The sequence below is a fragment of the Qipengyuania thermophila genome (assembly GCF_004153605.1).
Classification (GTDB): domain Bacteria; phylum Pseudomonadota; class Alphaproteobacteria; order Sphingomonadales; family Sphingomonadaceae; genus Qipengyuania_B; species Qipengyuania_B thermophila.
In genome coordinates, this window is sequence record NZ_SDSI01000002.1 from 363,258 (window position 1) to 381,564 (window position 18,307).

At 67.4% G+C, this 18,307-nt stretch carries 18 protein-coding genes and 1 tRNA gene; 14 read left to right on the top strand and 5 right to left on the bottom strand.

Annotation, left to right across the window (positions count from 1 at the left end; genetic code table 11):
* Positions 1 to 17: 17 nt before the first annotated feature.
* From gap to ETO60_RS06100, 7 genes are all read left to right on the top strand, one after another.
* Positions 18 to 1,025 carry a type I glyceraldehyde-3-phosphate dehydrogenase gene (gap, locus tag ETO60_RS06070; protein WP_130003745.1) on the top strand — a complete coding sequence of 336 codons (1,008 nt, stop codon included), beginning with the start codon at positions 18 to 20 and terminating at the stop codon, positions 1,023 to 1,025.
* A gap of 49 nt (positions 1,026 to 1,074) precedes the next feature.
* Positions 1,075 to 2,277: a phosphoglycerate kinase gene (locus ETO60_RS06075; RefSeq protein ID WP_130003747.1), complete on the top strand. Its 1,203-nt coding sequence runs from the start codon at positions 1,075 to 1,077 to the stop codon at positions 2,275 to 2,277.
* The gene (locus ETO60_RS06080; RefSeq protein WP_130003748.1) at positions 2,274 to 2,720 is read left to right on the top strand and encodes a PaaI family thioesterase; all 447 of its coding nucleotides are present in this window, start codon (positions 2,274 to 2,276) and stop codon (positions 2,718 to 2,720) included. Before ETO60_RS06075 ends, ETO60_RS06080 begins: the two co-directional genes overlap by 4 nt.
* A gap of 138 nt (positions 2,721 to 2,858) precedes the next feature.
* Entirely contained in the window at positions 2,859 to 3,752 is an 894-nt protein-coding gene (locus ETO60_RS06085; RefSeq protein ID WP_130003750.1) for a fructose bisphosphate aldolase, read from the top strand.
* Positions 3,753 to 3,796: 44 nt separating this feature from the next.
* Positions 3,797 to 4,459 carry a thiamine phosphate synthase gene (gene thiE, locus ETO60_RS06090; protein WP_130003752.1) on the top strand — a complete coding sequence of 221 codons (663 nt, stop codon included), beginning with the start codon at positions 3,797 to 3,799 and terminating at the stop codon, positions 4,457 to 4,459.
* 38 nt (positions 4,460 to 4,497) lie between these two features.
* The gene (locus ETO60_RS06095) at positions 4,498 to 5,700 is read left to right on the top strand and encodes a L,D-transpeptidase family protein (RefSeq protein ID WP_130003754.1); all 1,203 of its coding nucleotides are present in this window, start codon (positions 4,498 to 4,500) and stop codon (positions 5,698 to 5,700) included.
* A 14-nt stretch (positions 5,701 to 5,714) separates the two neighbouring features.
* Complete coding sequence (locus ETO60_RS06100) at positions 5,715 to 6,368, top strand: M23 family metallopeptidase (RefSeq protein ID WP_165362129.1); 654 nt, start codon at positions 5,715 to 5,717, stop codon at positions 6,366 to 6,368.
* Here ETO60_RS06100 and ETO60_RS06105 read toward each other — a convergent pair.
* Positions 6,310 to 6,660 carry a hypothetical protein gene (locus ETO60_RS06105; protein ID WP_130003756.1) on the bottom strand — a complete coding sequence of 117 codons (351 nt, stop codon included), beginning with the start codon at positions 6,658 to 6,660 and terminating at the stop codon, positions 6,310 to 6,312. The genes ETO60_RS06100 and ETO60_RS06105 overlap by 59 nt on opposite strands.
* A gap of 214 nt (positions 6,661 to 6,874) precedes the next feature.
* Here ETO60_RS06105 and efp point away from each other — a divergent pair, with 214 nt between their 5' ends.
* The 5 genes from efp (at position 6,875) to ETO60_RS06130 (ending at position 11,744) form a co-directional block, all read left to right on the top strand.
* Entirely contained in the window at positions 6,875 to 7,438 is a 564-nt protein-coding gene (efp, locus tag ETO60_RS06110; protein WP_130003758.1) for an elongation factor P, read from the top strand.
* Positions 7,439 to 7,447: 9 nt separating this feature from the next.
* On the top strand, positions 7,448 to 8,263 hold the full coding sequence (locus ETO60_RS06115) for an inositol monophosphatase family protein (protein WP_130003760.1): 816 nt from the start codon (positions 7,448 to 7,450) through the stop codon (positions 8,261 to 8,263).
* A gap of 88 nt (positions 8,264 to 8,351) precedes the next feature.
* Positions 8,352 to 8,436, top strand: a tRNA-Leu gene (locus tag ETO60_RS06120).
* Positions 8,437 to 8,518: 82 nt separating this feature from the next.
* Positions 8,519 to 10,327: an SLC13 family permease gene (locus ETO60_RS06125; RefSeq protein WP_130004601.1), complete on the top strand. Its 1,809-nt coding sequence runs from the start codon at positions 8,519 to 8,521 to the stop codon at positions 10,325 to 10,327.
* 100 nt (positions 10,328 to 10,427) lie between these two features.
* Entirely contained in the window at positions 10,428 to 11,744 is a 1,317-nt protein-coding gene (locus ETO60_RS06130) for an amidohydrolase (protein ID WP_130003762.1), read from the top strand.
* 84 nt (positions 11,745 to 11,828) lie between these two features.
* Here the strand turns inward: ETO60_RS06130 and ETO60_RS06135 are convergent, their stop codons facing one another.
* Both ETO60_RS06135 and ETO60_RS06140 read right to left on the bottom strand, forming a co-directional pair.
* Complete coding sequence (locus ETO60_RS06135) at positions 11,829 to 12,020, bottom strand: hypothetical protein (protein WP_130003764.1); 192 nt, start codon at positions 12,018 to 12,020, stop codon at positions 11,829 to 11,831.
* A gap of 11 nt (positions 12,021 to 12,031) precedes the next feature.
* Positions 12,032 to 13,609 (bottom strand): isocitrate lyase, encoded by a 1,578-nt coding sequence (locus ETO60_RS06140; protein ID WP_390612689.1) that lies wholly within the window; start codon positions 13,607 to 13,609, stop codon positions 12,032 to 12,034.
* A gap of 155 nt (positions 13,610 to 13,764) precedes the next feature.
* Between ETO60_RS06140 and ETO60_RS06145 the strand changes: the two genes are divergently transcribed.
* Complete coding sequence (locus ETO60_RS06145; protein WP_234026360.1) at positions 13,765 to 15,072, top strand: helix-turn-helix domain-containing protein; 1,308 nt, start codon at positions 13,765 to 13,767, stop codon at positions 15,070 to 15,072.
* Between the two features lie 19 nt (positions 15,073 to 15,091).
* Here ETO60_RS06145 and panB read toward each other — a convergent pair whose 3' ends face one another.
* A complete protein-coding gene (gene panB, locus ETO60_RS06150; RefSeq protein ID WP_130003770.1) occupies positions 15,092 to 15,970 on the bottom strand; it encodes a 3-methyl-2-oxobutanoate hydroxymethyltransferase in 879 nt (292 codons plus the stop codon).
* A 139-nt stretch (positions 15,971 to 16,109) separates the two neighbouring features.
* Here panB and ETO60_RS06155 point away from each other — a divergent pair, with 139 nt between their 5' ends.
* Positions 16,110 to 17,693 carry an amino acid permease gene (locus ETO60_RS06155; RefSeq protein ID WP_130003772.1) on the top strand — a complete coding sequence of 528 codons (1,584 nt, stop codon included), beginning with the start codon at positions 16,110 to 16,112 and terminating at the stop codon, positions 17,691 to 17,693.
* 87 nt (positions 17,694 to 17,780) lie between these two features.
* On the opposite strand, the gene ETO60_RS06160 is transcribed toward ETO60_RS06155, so the two are convergent.
* Complete coding sequence (locus tag ETO60_RS06160) at positions 17,781 to 18,263, bottom strand: pyridoxamine 5'-phosphate oxidase family protein (protein WP_130003774.1); 483 nt, start codon at positions 18,261 to 18,263, stop codon at positions 17,781 to 17,783.
* Positions 18,264 to 18,307: the final 44 nt, after the last annotated feature.

Genomic DNA, 18,307 nt, shown 5'->3' on the forward strand with positions numbered 1-18,307 from the left:
GAACAGGAGCGGTGCGCATGGCGACCAAGGTTGCAATCAACGGTTTTGGACGGATCGGACGCCTGGTCGCGCGTGCGCTGCTGGAACGGAGCGATCACGACCTTGAGCTGGTCGCCATCAATGATCTCGCCGACACGCGCTCCAACGCGCTGCTCTTCGCCTACGACACCACGCATGGCCGCTTCCCCGGCGCGGTCGAGGCCGACGGCGACACGCTGGTGATCGGCGGGCGCAGAATCCGCGTCACCTCGGAACGCGATCCGGGCAAGCTGCCGCACCGCGACATGGGCGTGGACATCGTGCTTGAATGCACCGGCTTCTTCCAGTCGGACGAGGCGTCCCGGCCGCATCTGGACGCCGGTGCCAGGCGGGTGCTGATTTCCGCACCGGCCACGGGCGTGTCCAAGACCATCGTCTACGGCGTGAACGAAGCCACGCTTACCGCCGAGGACGTGATCGTCTCCAACGCCAGCTGCACCACGAACTGTCTCGCGCCGGTGGCCAAGGTTCTGCACGACGTCATCGGGATCGAGCGCGGGTTCATGACCACCATCCACTCCTATACCAACGATCAGCGGATGCTCGACCAGATGCACTCGGATCTGCGGCGCGCCCGCGCAGGGGCGCAGAACATGATCCCCACCACCACCGGCGCGGCGCGGGCGGTGGGACTGGTGCTGCCGGAACTGAAGGGCAAGCTTGACGGCTCGAGCGTGCGGGTGCCGACACCCAATGTCAGCCTCGTGGATCTGGTGTTCGTCCCCAGCCGTGAGACTTCCGTCGAGGAGATCAACGAGGCGTTGAGGCAGGCGGCCGAGGGGGCGATGAAGGGAGTGCTCGACTATACGGACGAGCCGCTCGTCTCCTCGGACTTCAACCACCACCCCGCGAGTTCGACCGTTGACAGCCTGGAAACCTCCGTTCTCGAGGGACAGCTTGGCCGCGTGGTGAGCTGGTACGACAACGAATGGGGCTTCTCCAACCGCATGATCGACACGGCGGGGGTCATGGCCCGTCTGCTCTGACCGCCGCCTTGCGAGCACCCAGGACGCAACTCAGCTTCGGATGAACGCCGTGACCCGTTTCAAGACCCTTGATGACCTGCCCGCCAACCTTACCGGGCAGGTCGCGCTCGTGCGGGTCGACCTGAACCTGCCGATGCAGGAGGGGCGCGCCAGCGATGTCAGCCGGGTCGAAGCCGTCCGCCCGACAATCCTGGAGCTGAGCGAGCGCGGTGCCAAGGTGCTGCTGCTGGCCCATTTCGGGCGTCCGAAGGGGAAGCGGCACTCCACACTCTCGACGAGCCTCGTGCAGGGTGATCTGGAGCGCGTCCTGCAGCGGGAGGTCATGTTCATCCCCGAGGTGAGCGGACCCGTCGTGGCGCAGGCGATCGGCATCCTGCGACCCGGCGACATCGGCCTGCTCGACAATGTGCGCTTCTGGCCGGGCGAGGAGGCGAACGACCCCGCCTTCGCGGCGGCGATGGCCGAGCATGGCGACTTCTACGTCAACGATGCGTTCAGCGCGGCGCACCGCGCTCATGCCTCCACGGAAGGGCTGGCCCATCTGCTGCCGGCTTACGCCGGTCGGGCCATGGAACGGGAGCTCGCCGCGCTCGAACAGGCGCTTGGCTCGCCGCAGCCGCCGGTGGTGGCGGTGGTGGGCGGCGCGAAGGTGTCGACCAAGCTGGCGGTGCTGCAGAACCTCGTCGGGAAGGTCCAGCATCTCGTGATCGGCGGCGGGATGGCCAACACCTTCCTTGCCGCGCGCGGCGTGAATGTCGGCGCCTCGCTGTGCGAACACGAGATGATCGAGACGGCCAACGCGATCCTCAACACGGCCGAACAGGCAGGCTGCACCGTCCATCTCCCCTATGACGTGCAGGTCGCGCGGGAATTCGCCGCCCGGCCCGAGAGCCTGCGCATCTGCAATGTGCACGAGCTCGGGGCGGACGAGATGATCCTCGACATCGGGCCTCAAGCGGCCGAGGCGCTGGGGGATGTGCTGAAAACCTGCCGCACGCTTGTCTGGAACGGCCCGATGGGTGCGTTCGAGCTCGAACCCTTCGACGCCGGCACGGTGGCCCTAGCGCGAATGGCGGCAGCCCTGACCCAGGACGGTTCGCTGATCTCGGTGGCCGGTGGCGGCGACACGGTCGCTGCGCTCGCCCACGCCGGAGTGGCCGACGCCTTCACTTACGTCTCGACAGCGGGAGGAGCGTTTCTCGAGTGGATGGAAGGCAGGCGCCTGCCGGGCGTTGCAGCGCTCGAGGCATGAGCGAAGCGCAGGCGCCCGGCGGACCGGCGCCCGCGGTGATCCCGCACGGGGAGTGGGCGGGCTGGTCCACCTGGGCAAGCGACGCCTTCGAGCAGCGCGCCGGACCTTTCTACCAACGCGCCGATGCGCAGGGGCGGCGGATCTGCGCCTTTCTGGCCGGGCCCGAGCATCTGAACGGCGGCGGTTTCGTCCATGGCGGGTGCCTGCTCACCTTCGCCGACTTCGCCCTCTTCGCCATCGCGACGGACGCGCTTGGCGGACAGCAGGGTGTGACCATGAACCTTTCGGCCGATTTCCTCGCCCCCGCCCGCGCGGGTCAGCGGATCGAAGCGACGGGCGAAGTCACACGCGCGGGTGGCAAGACAATCTACGTGCGCGGGATCGCAACCGCCGACGCCGAACCGGTGCTCAGCTTCAGCGGCATCATCCGCAAGGTGCGCTGACCGCAAGCGCAGCCCGCGACCGGTACGCGAACGCGTCATTGTGCGACAGGGGGTCCGCTGTGCTGTTGCCGCGGCCTGCTGCCAGGGCTATCCGGCCCGCGAGCCGCAAGGGCGGCAGCAGCAACGCCGGAGACGCAGATGACCTTTGACGAGATGAAGCAGCGCATCGCCACGGGCCGCGGGTTCATAGCGGCGCTGGACCAGTCGGGAGGCTCGACGCCCAAGGCCTTGCAGGGTTATGGCATCAGCGATGCCGACTGGTCGGGCGACGAGGAGATGTTCGCTAGGATCCACGACATGCGCTGCCGCATCATCACTTCGCCGAGCTTCACCAAAGGCGGGATCATCGGCGCGATCCTGTTCGAGCGGACGATGAACGGCTGCCTCGCGGATGGCACGCCGGTGCCACGTTACCTCGCCGATCATGGGGTGGTCCCGTTCCTCAAGGTGGATCAGGGCATGGAGGAGGCGCGCGACGGCGCCCAACTGATGAAGCCAATGCCGGCGCTGGCCGCGATGTGCGCCCGCGCCCGCGAACTCGGGGTGTTCGGCACCAAGATGCGCTCCGTCATCCACGAGGCGAACGAGGCGGGCATTGCCGCCAATGCGCGCCAGCAGATGGACGTGGGTCTCGAGATCCTCAGTCACGGCCTGGTGCCGATCCTCGAGCCGGAAGTGTCGCTGAAGAGCGAATCCCGTGCCGCTGCCGAGACGCTGCTGCGCGACGCGCTGCAGGCGGAGCTTGAGCGCGTGCCGTCGGGGCAGCAGATCATGCTGAAGCTGACCATCCCGGTCGAGGCGAACCTCTACGCCCCGCTGATCAACGATCCCAGGGTTCTGCGCGTGGTGGCGCTGTCCGGTGGCTACAGCCGCGCGGACGCCTGCCGGGAGCTCGCCCGCAATGACGGCATGATCGCAAGCTTCAGCCGCGCGCTGCTCGAGGAGCTGCGGGTCGACATGAGCGATGCCGAGTTCGACCGGGTGCTGGGGGCCGTGATCGATGACATCGCCCGGGCGAGCGTGCCCGCCTGACCGGCGGCACCGTCATTGTCCTTCACACCGCCGGTGCCGGCCGCATGGTTGACGCTCCTCGCATACCCTGTCAGCTCTACCTCGTCTCACCGCAGGAGGTCGCGGGCGAATTTCCCGCGCGTCTCGAACAGGCGCTTTCCAGCGGAGCAGGGCTGGTCACGGCTTTCCAGTTCCGGGTGAAGGGACTGGACGATGAGCAGGCTGCGCAGCTTGCGGCGCCGCTGCTGGATCTGTGCCGGGCGCATGACTGCGCCTTCATCGTGAACGACTCTCCGACGCTTGCGCACCGTCTCGGAGCGGATGGAGTTCATCTGGGGCAGGGGGATGGCGACGTGCGCAGCGCACGCGCGCTTCTGGGTCCGCGGGCGCAGATCGGCGTGACCTGCCACGGCTCGCGCCACCTTGCCATGGACGCCGGAGAGCAGGGTGCCGACTACGTCGCCTTCGGAAGCTTCTTCCCGAGCCGCACCAAGGCAAGCGAACACCGGGCCGAGCCGGCCATCCTTGACTGGTGGAGCCGTCTGTTCGAGCTGCCCTGCGTCGCCATCGGCGGGATCACGCCGGCGAATTGCGGCCCGCTGGTGGCGGCGGGAGCGGACTTCCTCGCCGTTTCGCACTCGGTGTGGAGCGCTCCGGACGTTGCCGCGGCCGTCGCGGACTTCCGTACCGCGATGGCCATGGAACATCCGGCGGATGTCGGGGGTTGAGTGCCCAGGTGAGGAAAAGCACAAGGGTCTGGAACAGGATGAGAAGATCGATGGTGGCCGCGTCGTTGCTGGCGCTGGCGCTTGGGGGATGTGGCTTCAGCGGCACTGACGGACAACAGCAGGACACCGCCTCGCAGCAGGCCGCGGCGCCTGCACCGCAGGACAATCTGGCCGACTCGATGAAGTCGGGCGATTACGGTTTCCGCGACAGCAGCATTCCGGATGTCGCGGATGTCGAAGCGCGACCGATGATGCAGGCTCAGGTCACGCTCGACCGCTTGGGCTTTGGTCCCGGCGTGATTGATGGCGAGATGGGCCTGTCCACCCGCAATGCGCTGCGCGGATTCCAGGAGTCGCGCGGCTTGCCGCAGACGGGGGAGCTTGACGAGGCAACGCGGCAGGCGCTGCTGCAGGGGCAGCAATTTGCCGCGACGCGCATCGTGCGCATTCCGCAGGACTGGGGCGAGAAGCAGTACACGGCCCTTCCTGAAAGTCCTGCGGATCAGGCGCAGCTCGAACGCCTCGGATACGAGAGCCTCGAGGAACGTCTGGCGGAACGGTTCCACACCACAGTCGAGGTGCTGCAGGCGCTCAACCCCGGCGGCCAGCCGGCGGGCATGGCCGGGGGTGCCCAGGCCGCACCGGCGCCTGCTCAGCCGCCGGCACAGGGGCAGCCGGCTGCAACCGGCACGCCGGCGGTCGCGTTCCGGCCGGGACAGCTGGTGCGGGTGCCGAACATCGGCGCCGACCGGATCGTGCCGGGAGCGGTGAAGGACGAGGAGTGGCAGGCGACGCTTGCCTCCCTGGGTGTCGGCAGCGAGCAGCCTGACGCCGCGCGCGTGGTGGTCAGCAAGAGCGAGAACACGCTCAAGGCCTATGACGCCGACAACCGTCTCATCGCCCTGTTCACCGTCAGCTCAGGCTCGGAGATGGACCCTTTGCCCCTCGGCAACTGGGAGGTTCGCGGCATCGCCTTCAATCCCGACTATTCGTATGATCCCAGGCTGCTGCGCAATGCGCCCAACAGCGGCGATAAGCAACGCCTCCCTCCCGGGCCGAACAGTCCGGTCGGTGTCGTCTGGATCGACCTATCGAAGGAGCATTACGGCATTCACGGGACACCCGAGCCGCACACCATCGGCCGCGCACAGAGCAACGGCTGTGTCCGGCTCACCAATTGGGATGCGGCGCGGCTGGCGCAGATGGTGAGCCAGCAGACCAAGATCGAATTCGTCGCCTAGGATCGGCGAGAGGCATGCGCCTGTCGGAGCGGCTGGCGACGATCGCCACGACGGCGGTGATGACGTCCGCCCTGTGGATCGTGGCCGTTGCCGCAGGGCTGTGGCCACCGTCCGCGGGCGAACGGAACGGGGCTCAGCCCTTCACGTTTGCCGCGTTTCCCGGCGCGCGCGCGCCGGCGTCCGCCCCATCGGCGTGGCGCATCCCCGTTGCCGGGATCGCGGCGGACGATCTGCGGGACAGCTTCGGGGACGAGCGTGGCGGCGGCTTGCGCACCCATCATGCGCTCGACATCGCCGCTCCGCACGGCACGCCGGTCGTGGCCGCCGCCGACGGCGATGTGGAAAAGCTGTTCGTGTCGGATGACGGTGGCCTGACGATCTACATCCGGTCGCCGGACCGTCGCCTGCTGTCCTACTACGCGCACCTTGGCGCCTACGCCGCCGGTCTTCGGGAAGGTGCCCGCGTGCGGCAAGGGGCTGTGCTGGGAACGGTGGGAAGCAGCGGCAATGCGTCGGCGGAGGCGCCGCACCTTCACTTTGCGCTTTACCGGATGAACCCGGACGATGCGTGGCACCAGACCGGTGCGCCCATCAATCCCTATCCGCTGCTCACCCGGTCGGAGCCCATTGCCGCCGCGGATCGCCGCCCGCGCGGCGGTGACAGATGAGGGGCTTTTCTCCCGCGCCGGTCCCAGACTGCCGCAACCGGTTCCCTTCGACCTGGAACCGCAGCGACTGCAGCGGTCCGCTGGTGAACACGACGCTGTCCCCGGTGCGCAGGTAGGTGCCCGATCCCGCTGCGGTGGAGTAGGTGGCGTTGCCGGTGACCTCGAACTGCCGCGCGGGATCCGGCCGGAACGATGCGTCCCATGCGTCGCCCGGCCATCCGCACAGCCACTGCCCCGAACCGAGCGTCTGCAGCCGTCCGTCACTGGGCTGCGCCGCTACGGGAAGAGCCATGGCACAGAGAACGGAAGCGCCGATGACGGGCGCAAGGCGCTTGGAGAAGCGGAACCAGGTGTGGCGACAATCGGTTCGGGTCATGCAGCGCCCTATAGCAGGATGCGCCCGTCTTGGGGAGGCGGGTTGCCGCATCCCGGACGCCGCGCTAAAGCGCGCGGCGCGCGGCCATGTGATGGTTCAAGGCCGTCTCCTTCCCTTCCGGAGCCAACCCATGAAGATCAGCGGTGTCGACATTCGTCCCGGCAACATCATCGAGTACGAGAACGGTATCTGGAAGGTCGCCAAGATCCAGCATACGCAGCCAGGCAAGGGCGGCGCATACATGCAGGTCGAGATGAAGAACCTGATCGACGGCCGCAAGAACAATGTCCGCTTCCGCAGTGCCGACACCGTGGAGCGCGTCCGCCTCGACACCAAGGATTATCAGTTCCTCTACAGCGAAGGCGACGATCTCGTCTTCATGGACGGTGACACCTTCGAGCAGATTACCCTTCCGGCGGACCTGCTGGGGGACGCGCGTCCCTTTCTCGAGGACGGGATGCAGGTGACGCTGGAGCTGTGGGAGGACCGGCCGATTTCGGTGGCGCTGCCCGAACAGGTCGAGGCGACCATCGTCGAGGCCGATGCGGTGGTGAAGGGGCAGACGGCCTCGTCGAGCTACAAGCCTGCCGTGCTCGAGAACGGCGTCAGGGTCATGGTGCCGCCGCACATCGAGAGCGGCACGCGCATCGTGGTCAATGTCTATGATCGCGAATACGTCGGCAAGGCAGGCTGAGGCGCGGCCATGGTGGCGCTGCCGGGCATCATCCGCGTCATGGAGCGCGCCGCGCGCAAGGCAGGCGGCCGGCTGAGGCGCGACTTCGGCGAGGTCGAGCACCTGCAGGTCAGCCGCAAGGGTCCGGCCGACTTCGTCTCGAAGGCGGACCGCATCGCCGAGCGCACCCTGTATGACGAGCTTTCGCAGGCGCGTCCCGGCTGGGGCTTCGTGCTGGAGGAAGCGGGCACGATCGAAGGCGAGGACGACAAGCCGCGCTGGATCGTCGACCCGCTCGACGGCACCAGCAACTTCCTGCACGGCATCCCCCACTTCGCCATCTCCATCGCCGCGCAGGAGCGCAAAGCCGACGGCGGATGGGGCGAGGTTACGGCGGCCGTCGTCTATCAGCCCATCACCGACGAGACGTTCTGGGCCGAGAAGAGCCGCGGCGCGTGGCTGCACGATGCCCGGCTGCGCGTGTCGGCCCGCTCTCGCCTCGGCGATGCGCTGGTCGCGACGGGCATCCCCTATGGCGGCCATGGCGACTTTGCCGAATGGGCGCGGATCTTCGGTGCCATCGGACCGCAGGTCGCCGGCATCCGCCGCTTCGGTGCAGCATCGCTTGACCTCGCCTGGGTTGCGGCGGGGCGCTTCGACGCATTCTGGGAAAGCGATCTGGCGGATTGGGACACGGCGGCCGGGGTGCTGCTGGTGCGCGAGGCGGGTGGCTTCGTCACCGATTATCGCGGCCGCTCGCAACCGATCCACAGCGAACAGGTGCTGGCCGGCAACGACGCGATCCATTCGCGCCTGCATAAGATCGTCGCCGCCGCGCTGAAGTAGAACCCGTGCGCGCTCAGGGACGCGGTGCTGCTCTTGCGAGCGGTGTGCGTGGACGCTAGGGATGCGCGCCGGCCCGCATCCGGTCCATGCCCCTGTGGTGGAATTGGTAGACGCGTTCGACTCAAAATCGAATTTCTTCGGAAGTGCCAGTTCGAGTCTGGCCAGGGGCACCACCAACCCGCCTGATCATTGCCCCGGGAGGGGCGCGCGGCCGGCGCGATCCGGTGCGGGACAGGAGGACGGGCGCGAGTGCCGATGCTGAACGCGATGCAGGCGGCTATCGCGCCCTGGTCGGCGGAAATCGGCCTTGCGGTGCTTGTCATCCTGTTTACCACCTTCGTCACCGAACGCTTTGCCCCGGTCGTCGTGGCCGTGGCGGGAACGGTGGTGATGATGGCGCTGGGGTTCCTGCCGCGCGCCGACGTCCTCGGCGTCTTTTCCAATCCCGCCCCCATCACGATCGGCGCCATGTTCGTGCTCTCGGGGGCGTTGCTGCGGACAGGCGCTCTGGAGGAAGTGGCGGGGTGGGTGATCCGGCGCACCATGCGCAAGCCACGGCTGGCGCTGGGGGAAATCGCCGGAGGCACGATGCTCGCCTCCGCGTTCATGAACAACACCCCGGTGGTGATCGTCATGATCCCGATCGTCCGCCGTCTGGCACGGGTGCTCAACGTCGCCGCGACCCGGCTCCTTATCCCGCTGTCCTACATCTCGATCCTCGGCGGAACGCTGACCCTGATCGGCACCTCCACCAATCTGCTGGTGGCGGGCGTGTGGCAGGAGCAGGGCCGCGCGCCGTTCGGCATCTTCGACATCACGCCCATCGGCTTCGTCGCCGCCGCGACGGGTGTTCTCGTCCTGCTCGTCCTTGGACCGCTGCTGCTGCCCGACCGGAGGGCGGCGACGGAAAGCGACGAGCGTGAAAGCGACCTGTATCTTTCACATCTCGTGCTCGAGGCCGACAGCAAGCTGATCGGGAAGAGACTGGCGGAATGCGGCATCAGCCGCAGAGCCGGGATCCGGATCATCGCCGCGCAGCGCGGCACGGCAAAGACCCGGCGTGACCTCGGAGAGTGGGTGCTTGCCGCAGGCGACCAGCTTGTCGTTGCTGCCAACCCGACCGAACTCGCCTCGCTCGCGGAGGCGCCCGACTTCCGCACGGGCCTGGCGAGCGTGGGCGGCGGCGTCGTCACCGCCGGGCCGCGCCGCCCGGCCGATCTGCAGCTGGTGCAGGCCGTCATCTCGCCCTCGCACCCCGTCATCGGGCGGCGCCTCGCCGAGATCCCGCTGCTGTCGCGCATCCGGGTGCGCGTGCTCGGGCTGTCGCGGCCCCGTCACGTGGCCGGCCCGGACCTCGCCAATGTGCGCGTGCGCGCCGGCGACCGCCTGCTGATCGCGGCCGGCAACGACGCGGCGCTGGCGCTGCGCACGAACGTCAATCTGGCCGACGTGGGCGGAGCGAAGGTGCGCGCGTTCCGGCGTGCCCGCGCGCCGATCGCCATTCTGACGCTTGCCGGGGTTGTCGCGGGGGCGGCGATGCTGGGCTTGCCGATCGAGGTGCTGGCGCTCGCCGGGGTGGGGCTGGTCCTGCTGACCCGCTGCCTCGAGCCGGAGGAGGCATGGTCCTCCATCGACGGCAACACGCTGGTGCTGATCTTCGGGATGCTTGCCGTCGGGCGAGGTCTGGAGAATGCGGGGACGGTCGACCTCCTCGTCGCCGCAGTCGCGCCCCTGCTTGGCGCAGCGTCGCCGCTCCTCCTGCTGATCGCGGTCTATGCCGTGACCAGCCTGCTGACGGAAACCGTCACCAACAACGCGGTGGCGGTGATCGTCACGCCCATCGCGATCGGTCTGGCCGAGGCGGCGGGGATGGACCCGCGCGCGCTGGTGGTGGCGGTCATGTTCGGCGCCAGCGCCAGCTTCGCCACGCCCATCGGCTATCAGACGAACACGCTCGTTTACGGAGCGGCAAATTACCGGTTCGCCGATTTCCTCAAGATCGGCGTCCCGATGAACATCATCGTCGGCCTTGCCACCTGCGTCGCGATCGAGATGCTGATGTAGGCACGTTCCCGCGCAGGCGCTGGCGGTGCCGCTGATGCCGGCGCTTTTCTGCCGCGCACGATCGCGTATGCTTGCACAACAGGTGGAGAGGAGCGCGAGCATGATCAGGGTTCTCGGAGCGGCGGCGCTCGCCGCGATTGTCACCGCCCCGTCGGCGGCAAACACGCTGAGACAGGATGTGACCGCGCGCATGCCCGAGTTGATGGAGGTCTATCGCGACCTCCACGCCAATCCCGAATTGAGCTTCCAGGAGTTCGAGACGGCAGCCAAGCTCGCCGCCCGCGCGCGCGCGCTCGGCTTCGAGGTGACGGAGAAGGTCGGACGCACCGGCGTGGTCGCGGTCCTGCGCAACGGGCCAGGACCGACCGTGATGGTGAGGGCCGACATGGACGGGCTGCCCGTGACCGAGCAGACGGGACTGCCCTATGCGAGCACGCGCACGGCGACGCTCGCCAATGGCGCGACCAGCGGCGTCATGCACGCGTGCGGCCACGACACCCACATGGCGGCCTGGCTGGGCACCGCGCAGATCATGGCCGCGCGCCGGCAGGATTGGAGCGGCACGCTGGTCATGATCCTCCAGCCGGCCGAGGAAACGGGCGAGGGCGCGCTGGCCATGCTGGAGGACGGGCTGTTCACCCGCTTCCCGCGGCCCGATTTTGCGCTTGCCTTCCACGATGCCGCCCAGTTCGAAGCCGGTATGATCGGCTACTCCGCGGGATACGCATTGGCCAATGTGGACAGCGTCGACCTCGTCATTCGCGGGGTGGGCGGGCACGGGGCCTATCCCCACACGACCAGGGATCCGGTAGTTCTGGCGGCGTCCACCGTCATGCGGCTGCAGACGCTCGTCAGCCGGGAAATCGCGCCGTCCGATCCGGCCGTCGTCACGGTGGGAAGCTTCCAGGCCGGGGCGAAGCACAACATCATCCCCGACGAGGCGCGGCTGCAACTCACGGTCCGTTCCTATTCCGACGGGACCCGCGCTCAGTTGCTGCGCGGGATCGAGAGGATCGCGCGGGGAGAGGCGATCGCGGCGGGCCTGCCCGAGGACCGGATGCCTCTGGTCACGGTGCAGGAACCCTACACTCCGGCGACCTTCAACGACGTCGATTTCACCGAGGAGGTCATGGCCGGGCTGCGCGAGCAGTTCGGCGCCGAACGGGTGATCGCCGTGCCGGCCGTCATGGGCGGCGAGGATTTCGGCCGGTTCCGGCGCGCCGATCCCGACCGGTTGAAGTCGCTGATCTTCTGGGTTGGCGGCGTGCCGGCCGACCAGTGGCAGAAGGCACAGGCGGGCGAGGTGGAACTGCCCTCGCTGCACTCCCCCTTCTGGGCCCCGGATGCCGAAAAGGTCATCGCCACCGCGGCCGAGGCGCTGGCAGCCGCGTCGATACGGCTGATGCCGAAAGGCTGAACGGGTTCTCCGCTCCTCAGGGCAAACGCCGCCGGAAGCACAAGCTTCCGGCGGCGCGGTTCTCCTCCCCAGGAGAAAGCAGGATCATTCGTCGCCCGGAACGTACGTTCCGAGGCGGTGGTGAAGGGCGTTGATGCGGGCGAGCTCGTCGCGGTCGTCCGTCTGGCGGGCATAGGCGGTCAGCGCTGTCCGCAGCAGCCGGAAGTCGGCGGTCGAGAACAGTGCCCGGGCGCGGCCCGGCTCGCTCGTGCCCGGCTGGTCGTGGTCGGTGGCCATGGTGTTTCTCCTCAGGCAGCCGCGAACTGGTTCATGGTGTTGGCCGCGCCACCGGCCTTGAGGGCAGCCTCGCCGGCAAAGTATTCCTTGTGATCGTCGCCGATGTCCGACCCGGCCATGTTCTGGTGCCGCACACAGGCGATGCCCTGCCGGATTTCCGCCCGCTGCACGTCGCGGACGTAGCCCAGCATGCCGTCACCCCCGAAATAGCGCGCCGCGAGATTGTCGGTGCTGAGCGCGGCGGTGTGATAGGTCGGCAGCGTGATCAGGTGATGGAAGACACCGGCCTCGCGCGCGGCGTCGGCCTGGAAGGATCGGATGCGCGCGTCCGCCTCACGCGCAAGCGCCGTCTCGTCATACTCGGCGCTCATCAGGCGGCTGCGGTCATAGTCCGACACGTCGCGGCCTTCATCCTTCCACAGATCAAAGACCTGTTGGCGGAAGTTCAGAGTCCAGTTGAAGCTGGGTGAATTGTTGTAGACCAGCTTCGCGTTGGGGATCACCTCGCGGATCCGCTTCACCATGCCGCCGATCTGGCCGATGTGCGGCTTCTCCGTCTCGATCCAGATGAGGTCGGCGCCGTTCTGCAAGGACGTGATGCAGTCCAGAACGCAGCGGTCCTCGCCCGTGCCCTCGCGGAACTGGAACAGGTTCGAGCGCAGCCGCTTGGGCCGCACCAGCCGCCCGTTCCGGGAGATCAGCACTTCGTTGTTGCCGAGCGATCCCACGTCCACCTCCTCGCAGTCGAGGAAGCTGTTGTAGCGGTCGCCAAGATCGCCAGGTGCCTCGCTGTAGGCGATCTGCTTCGTCAGACCGGCTCCAAGGCTGTCGGTGCGCGCGACGATGATCCCGTTGTCGACCCCAAGCTCCAGAAACGCGTGGCGGACAGCTCGGATCTTCTGCAGGAAATCCTCGTGCGGAACGGTCACCTTGCCATCCTGATGGCCGCACTGCTTCTCGTCCGACACCTGGTTCTCGATCTGAATGGCGCAGGCGCCCGCCTCGATCATCTTTTTGGTCAGCAGGTATGTGGCTTCCGCATTGCCGAACCCGGCGTCGATGTCGGCGATTAAGGGCACGACGTGGGTCTCGAAGGAGTCGATCCGCTGCTCGATGCGGCGCGCCTCCAGCTCGTCTCCGCGGCTTCTGGCGGCATCAAGCTCGCGGAACAATCCGCCAAGCTCGCGCGCGTCCGCCTGGCGGAGGAAGGTGTAGATCTCCTCGATCAGCGCCGGGACGGCCGTCTTCTCGTGCATCGACTGGTCCGGCAGCGGACCGAACTCGCTGCGCAACGCCGCGATCATCCATCCTGACAGATAGACATACCGCCCCCTGGTGGATCCGAAATGCTTCTTGATCGCGATCAGCTTCTGCTGCGCGATGAAGCCGTGCCAGCAGCCGAGCGACTGCGTGTATTTCGCCGGATCGGCGTCATACGCGTCCATGTCTCGCCGCATCACGCCCGCAGTATGGCGCGCGATGTCCAGGCCGCAGCGGAAGCGGTTCTGCAGCCGCATCCGCGCCACGTGTTCAGCCTCGGCCGCCTTTCCGTGCACGGATCCGATATCCGCCCGCGCGCGCTCGACCATCTCGTTGTACGTCATTGCCGTCCCTCTTTTTTCGCGTTGGACCACTCAATGACCGGATCACGGCACGACGTCAGGCGAGGATGAAAAGAATTTTAGTGAAAACTCATACAAGGTGATATCCAAGGTGGTAATGTTGTGAACGGGGGATAAGGCTCGTGCCAGTTTATGTGGGCGGCGCGCTCCGTCGGCTCCGGCGGAAGGAACGCCTGACGCAGGCCGCGCTTGCCGCGCGGCTCGACATTTCGACCAGCTATCTCAACCTCCTCGAACGCAACCAGCGTCCCCTGAGCACGCGTGTCCTGATGCAACTCGCGGCCGAGTTCGGCTTCGACACCTCGCTTCTCGAAGGGCAGGGCGACTTCGGCGGCGTCGACGGACTGGCGCGGCGGCTGGCCGATCCGCGGTTCGCCGATCTCGCTCTCGACCGCAGCGAGATCGAGGATTGCGTCGCCGCCTCGCCGGGCCTTGCGGCTGCCTTCGCGCGCCTGTTCGACGCGGGGCCTCTTCCTTCCTTGTCGGAGCAGGCGCCGGGAGGCCGCCCACCGGCCGTCGCCCGCTGGCGCAATCATTTTCCCGCCCTCGACGATGCGGCCGAGCGGCTGGCCGATGCGCTGCGCATGTCCCGCAGCGACCCGATGGGCGCCTTGCTCGATCATCTGCGGCAGACCCATCATCTGCTGGTCAGGATCCTGCCTCACGAGGTGATGGCGGGGGCGGTCGGCCGGCTGGATCTGCATGCGCGGCAGCTCCAGGTGAGCGAGCTGCTGGGCCCCGAAGAGCGCCTGGTGGAGGTCGCCAGGGCAATCGGCCGCATCGAGCACGGGCCGGCGATGATGTCTCTCGCGCGGGGAGCCGAGCTTGATCCCGCGAGCATGGAGCACGCAGCATTCCTGCGGCATCTCGAACATTACTTCGCTGCGGCGTTGCTGATGCCTTACCGCCGCTTTTTGAGAGCCGCGGACGCGGTGAGTTACGATCTGCGGGTTCTTCAACGGCGCTTCGGCGTACCGTTTTCCGCTCTTGCACTGCGCCTGTCCTCGCTGCAGCGGGTGGGGGAGGCGGGCCTGCCGTTCTTCATGGGCCGCGTCGATGCGGCCGGCCAGTGGTCGAAGGCGATCGCCGGCGCGAGCGCGGCGACCTTCATCGAAACCGAACCGCGCTGTCCGCTGTGGGTCGTTCACCAGAGCTGGCGCAGCCGGGGAAGGTTGCTGGGTCAGCGGGTGAACCTTTCCGGCGTGCATCCGTCCGACTGGGTGATCTTCAGCGTCGCGGAAGGCGAGGAGCACCTTCCCGGAGGCGCGCAGGCGGTGGTGCTGGGGCTGGAGAGCCGGTTTGCGAAAGAACTGTCGCCCCAACTCTTGCCGCCGGAAATCACGCCTGCAGGCCTGGGATGCCGCCGCTGCGAGCGATCCGACTGCCTCCAGCGGTCGCTGCCGCACGCAGGCAACGCGCCGCCGTCTTGAACCCGGCGGTCAGGCGCGTTCAGGCGGTGGTCCGGTACACATGCCCTGCCGAGGGGAAGGAGCGGTTCCGGACAGCCGCTGCATAGGTGCGCGCGGCCGTGCCGACCTCCTCGGCGAGGTTGGCGAACCGCTCGACAAAGCGGGGCACACGGTCGAACATGCCGAGCATGTCGTCCGTCACGAGCACCTGCCCATCGCAGTGGTTCGAGGCGCCGATGCCGATGACCGGAATGGCAAGCCTGTCGGTCAGCGTGACGGCAATCGGCTCGACCACGCCTTCGCACACAACGGAAAACGCCCCCGCGGCTTCGAGTGCGGTGGCGTCGGCGAGGATCTTCTCGGCCTCGGCATCCGATTTCCCGCGCGCGCCGTAGCCGCCCAGCACGTTGACCGCCTGAGGCGTCAGACCCACATGCCCCATCACGGGGATGCCGCGCGCCACCAGAAACGCGACCGTGTCCGCCATGGCGGCACCGCCTTCCAGCTTCACGGCGCCCGCCCCTGTCTGTTTCAGCAGCGACGCCGCGCTGGCGAAGGCCTGCTGGGGGGCGCCCTCGTAGCTGCCGAACGGCATGTCGACGACCACGAGGGCGTGCCGCGCGCCGCGCACCACCGCTGCTCCGTGCGCCGCCATCATCTCGAGGGTGACCGGGATTGTCGACGGCAGGCCGTAGATCACCTGCGCCAGCGAGTCCCCGACCAGCAGCATGTCGCAATGCGGGTCGAGCAGTTCTGCCTGACGCGCCGTGTAGGCGGTGAGCATGACGATGGGCGTTTCGGTCCGCCCCTCGCGCTTGCGTTGCCGGATCAGGGGCACTGTCGTCGCCCTTGTCCGCGAGGCTTGCGAGGGGGTGTCGGGTTCCGGCAAGGGTGGAGCGCTCTCGTGATGCGTGGACATGGCGAGGTTGGTACATGCCCTTGCCTGCCGGGGAAAGGCCGCATTCCGCCTTGTAAAGCGGCTCGTTTCCGCTAGCGTCCGCCGCGACAAGAGCGGCAGGTGCGCCGCCGCTCGCACCAGTGGAGGGGTCGGGGACAGCATGCTTTTCGGTCGTGTGAAGCCGTTGGACGCCATTCTGGCGACCGCGAAGAAGAAGTCGCTTGAACGGACGCTCGGCGCCTTGCAGCTCACGCTGTTCGGCATCGGCGCGGTGATCGGCACCGGCATTTTCGTGCTGACCTCCGAAGGGGCGCAGAAAGCGGGACCCGGCCTCATGCTGGCGTTCGCCATTGCCGGGCTGATCTGCATCGTCGCGGCGCTGTGTTATGCGGAAATTGCGTCCATGATCCCCGTGGCCGGTTCCGCCTACACCTACACCTACGCCACCATGGGCGAATTGCTGGCCTGGACGGTGGGCTGGGCACTCGTGCTCGAATATGCAGTGGCCGCGTCGGCGGTGTCCGTGGGCTGGTCAGGCTATTTCGTCGGCACGTTGCGCGAACTTGCCGGTATCGACCTGCCGATCTGGTTGACGGCCGGTCCGGTGGCACTGGGCGGCGCGCCGGGCGGCTTCATCAACCTGCCGGCGGTGTTCATCGCCGGGGTCATCACCTGGCTGCTGATGATCGGCACCACGGAGAGCGCGCGGGTCAACGCCATTCTCGTCGTCATCAAGGTGGTGGCGCTCACGACCTTCATCGTGCTCACCCTGCCGAGCGAGGAATTCGACACGGGCCGGTTCAATCCGTTCCTCCCGGCGGGCGTGTTCGGTGGGTTCGGAACGGGGCTGGGCGCCGTCGGCGCGGCGGCGATCATCTTCTTTGCCTATGTCGGGTTTGACTCGGTCTCGACCGCGGCAGAGGAAACCAAGAACCCGCAGCGCAACGTCCCCATCGGGCTGATCGGGAGCCTGCTGTTCTGCACGGTCTTCTACATCCTCGTGGCGGCCGGCGCGATCGGCACCATCGGCGGGCAGCCGATCATGGGTCCGAACGGCATTCCGTTCCCGGCGGGTTCGGCCGAACTCGCGCGCCAGTGCGCGCTGCCGCAGTATGCGGACTGGCTCGTGTGCTCGAACGAGGCGCTTGCCCATGTCCTGCGGCAGATCGGTTATTCGACCATCGGCAACATGCTGGGGCTGGCGGCGTTCATCGCCCTGCCGTCGGTCATTCTCATCCTGCTTTACGGGCAGACGCGCATCTTCTTCGTGATGTCGCGCGACGGGCTGCTGCCGGAGGGGCTGTCGAAGATTCATCCGAAGTGGAAGACCCCCTATGTGGTGACGCTGATGACCGGATGCGTGGTGGCGTTTGCGGCCGCGTTCCTGCCGGTCGGCCGGCTGGCGGAGATCGCCAACACCGGCACGCTGTATGCCTTCCTGATGGTGGCGCTGGCGGTGCTTCTCCTGCGGGTGCGCGATCCGCAGCGGCCGCGGGCCTTCCGGGTTCCCGGGGTCTGGTTCGTGGCGCCGGCGGCGATGTTCGGTTGCGCCTTCCTGTTCTTCAACCTTCCGGCAAGCGCCATGCTCGTGTTCCCGGTGTGGGGTGCGGTCGGGCTGCTGATCTATTTCGGCTACAGCCGCAGCCGCAGCCATCTGGGCCGCGGCATTGTCGAGGTCGTCGACGACATCGAAGGCCGGGAGACGATGCTGCCGATCGACGCGCCGGGCGCGGCGGAGCGCTAGGCGCGGAGGGCTAACGTGGAAACGGGCGCCGCAACCGGGCGCCCGTTTCCTTATCCGCGCTGATCCGCGCCCCGCGCGGATGCCGCCTCAGAGTGTGGTTTCGGTGTGGTTTTCCGCCGCTTCCTGGCGCACGTCGCCGCCGAGCAGCATCTTCACATTGTCGAACAGCCCGAGATCGCTGTTCCAGATCTCGGCCTGACCGAGATCCATCCGCAACATCAGCAGGTTCGGATCGTCCTTGCCCCCGTCGAACCAGGCGGCGGTCATCCGGTCCCATTCCTTCTCCAGACGCTCGCGGCTGGTTTCCTCGTTCAGCGTGCCCTCGAAGCGGGCGAAGATCTTGTGGTCCTTGCTGGCGAAGGTGCAGACCGCTTCGCCCATCTGGGCAAGGTGATGATCGCGTCTGGTGAAGAACCAGATCGCGCTGTTTGCGTCCTTGTCGAGCTTGGCGGTCATCACCACCGCATTGGCGGGATCGGCCTTGCGCTCGAGAAATACGAAGGGCGAGTCGGCAAGGGCGCGCCAGAATGTCTGCTTCAGTTCGTCATCCTTGTGTGTGTCGTGATGCATTCGTGCTCTCCTTTGCTCGCGAACGGAGGGTGCGCGGCTTTGGT

Excerpts from the sequence above, each read along its gene's own strand:
- gap (WP_130003745.1), top strand. The coding sequence starts at position 18 with ATGGCGACCAAGGTTGCAATCAACGGTTTTGGACGGATCGGACGCCTG.
- ETO60_RS06080 (WP_130003748.1), top strand. The coding sequence starts at position 2,274 with ATGAGCGAAGCGCAGGCGCCCGGCGGACCGGCGCCCGCGGTGATCCCG.
- ETO60_RS06085 (WP_130003750.1), top strand. The coding sequence starts at position 2,859 with ATGACCTTTGACGAGATGAAGCAGCGCATCGCCACGGGCCGCGGGTTC.
- thiE (WP_130003752.1), top strand. The coding sequence starts at position 3,797 with ATGGTTGACGCTCCTCGCATACCCTGTCAGCTCTACCTCGTCTCACCG.
- ETO60_RS06095 (WP_130003754.1), top strand. The coding sequence starts at position 4,498 with ATGAGAAGATCGATGGTGGCCGCGTCGTTGCTGGCGCTGGCGCTTGGG.
- ETO60_RS06100 (WP_165362129.1), top strand. The coding sequence starts at position 5,715 with ATGCGCCTGTCGGAGCGGCTGGCGACGATCGCCACGACGGCGGTGATG.
- ETO60_RS06105 (WP_130003756.1), bottom strand. The coding sequence starts at position 6,660 with ATGGCTCTTCCCGTAGCGGCGCAGCCCAGTGACGGACGGCTGCAGACG.
- efp (WP_130003758.1), top strand. The coding sequence starts at position 6,875 with ATGAAGATCAGCGGTGTCGACATTCGTCCCGGCAACATCATCGAGTAC.
- ETO60_RS06115 (WP_130003760.1), top strand. The coding sequence starts at position 7,448 with ATGGTGGCGCTGCCGGGCATCATCCGCGTCATGGAGCGCGCCGCGCGC.
- ETO60_RS06125 (WP_130004601.1), top strand. The coding sequence starts at position 8,519 with ATGCTGAACGCGATGCAGGCGGCTATCGCGCCCTGGTCGGCGGAAATC.
- ETO60_RS06130 (WP_130003762.1), top strand. The coding sequence starts at position 10,428 with ATGATCAGGGTTCTCGGAGCGGCGGCGCTCGCCGCGATTGTCACCGCC.
- ETO60_RS06135 (WP_130003764.1), bottom strand. The coding sequence starts at position 12,020 with ATGGCCACCGACCACGACCAGCCGGGCACGAGCGAGCCGGGCCGCGCC.
- ETO60_RS06140 (WP_390612689.1), bottom strand. The coding sequence starts at position 13,609 with ATGGTCGAGCGCGCGCGGGCGGATATCGGATCCGTGCACGGAAAGGCG.
- panB (WP_130003770.1), bottom strand. The coding sequence starts at position 15,970 with ATGTCCACGCATCACGAGAGCGCTCCACCCTTGCCGGAACCCGACACC.
- ETO60_RS06155 (WP_130003772.1), top strand. The coding sequence starts at position 16,110 with ATGCTTTTCGGTCGTGTGAAGCCGTTGGACGCCATTCTGGCGACCGCG.
- ETO60_RS06160 (WP_130003774.1), bottom strand. The coding sequence starts at position 18,263 with ATGCATCACGACACACACAAGGATGACGAACTGAAGCAGACATTCTGG.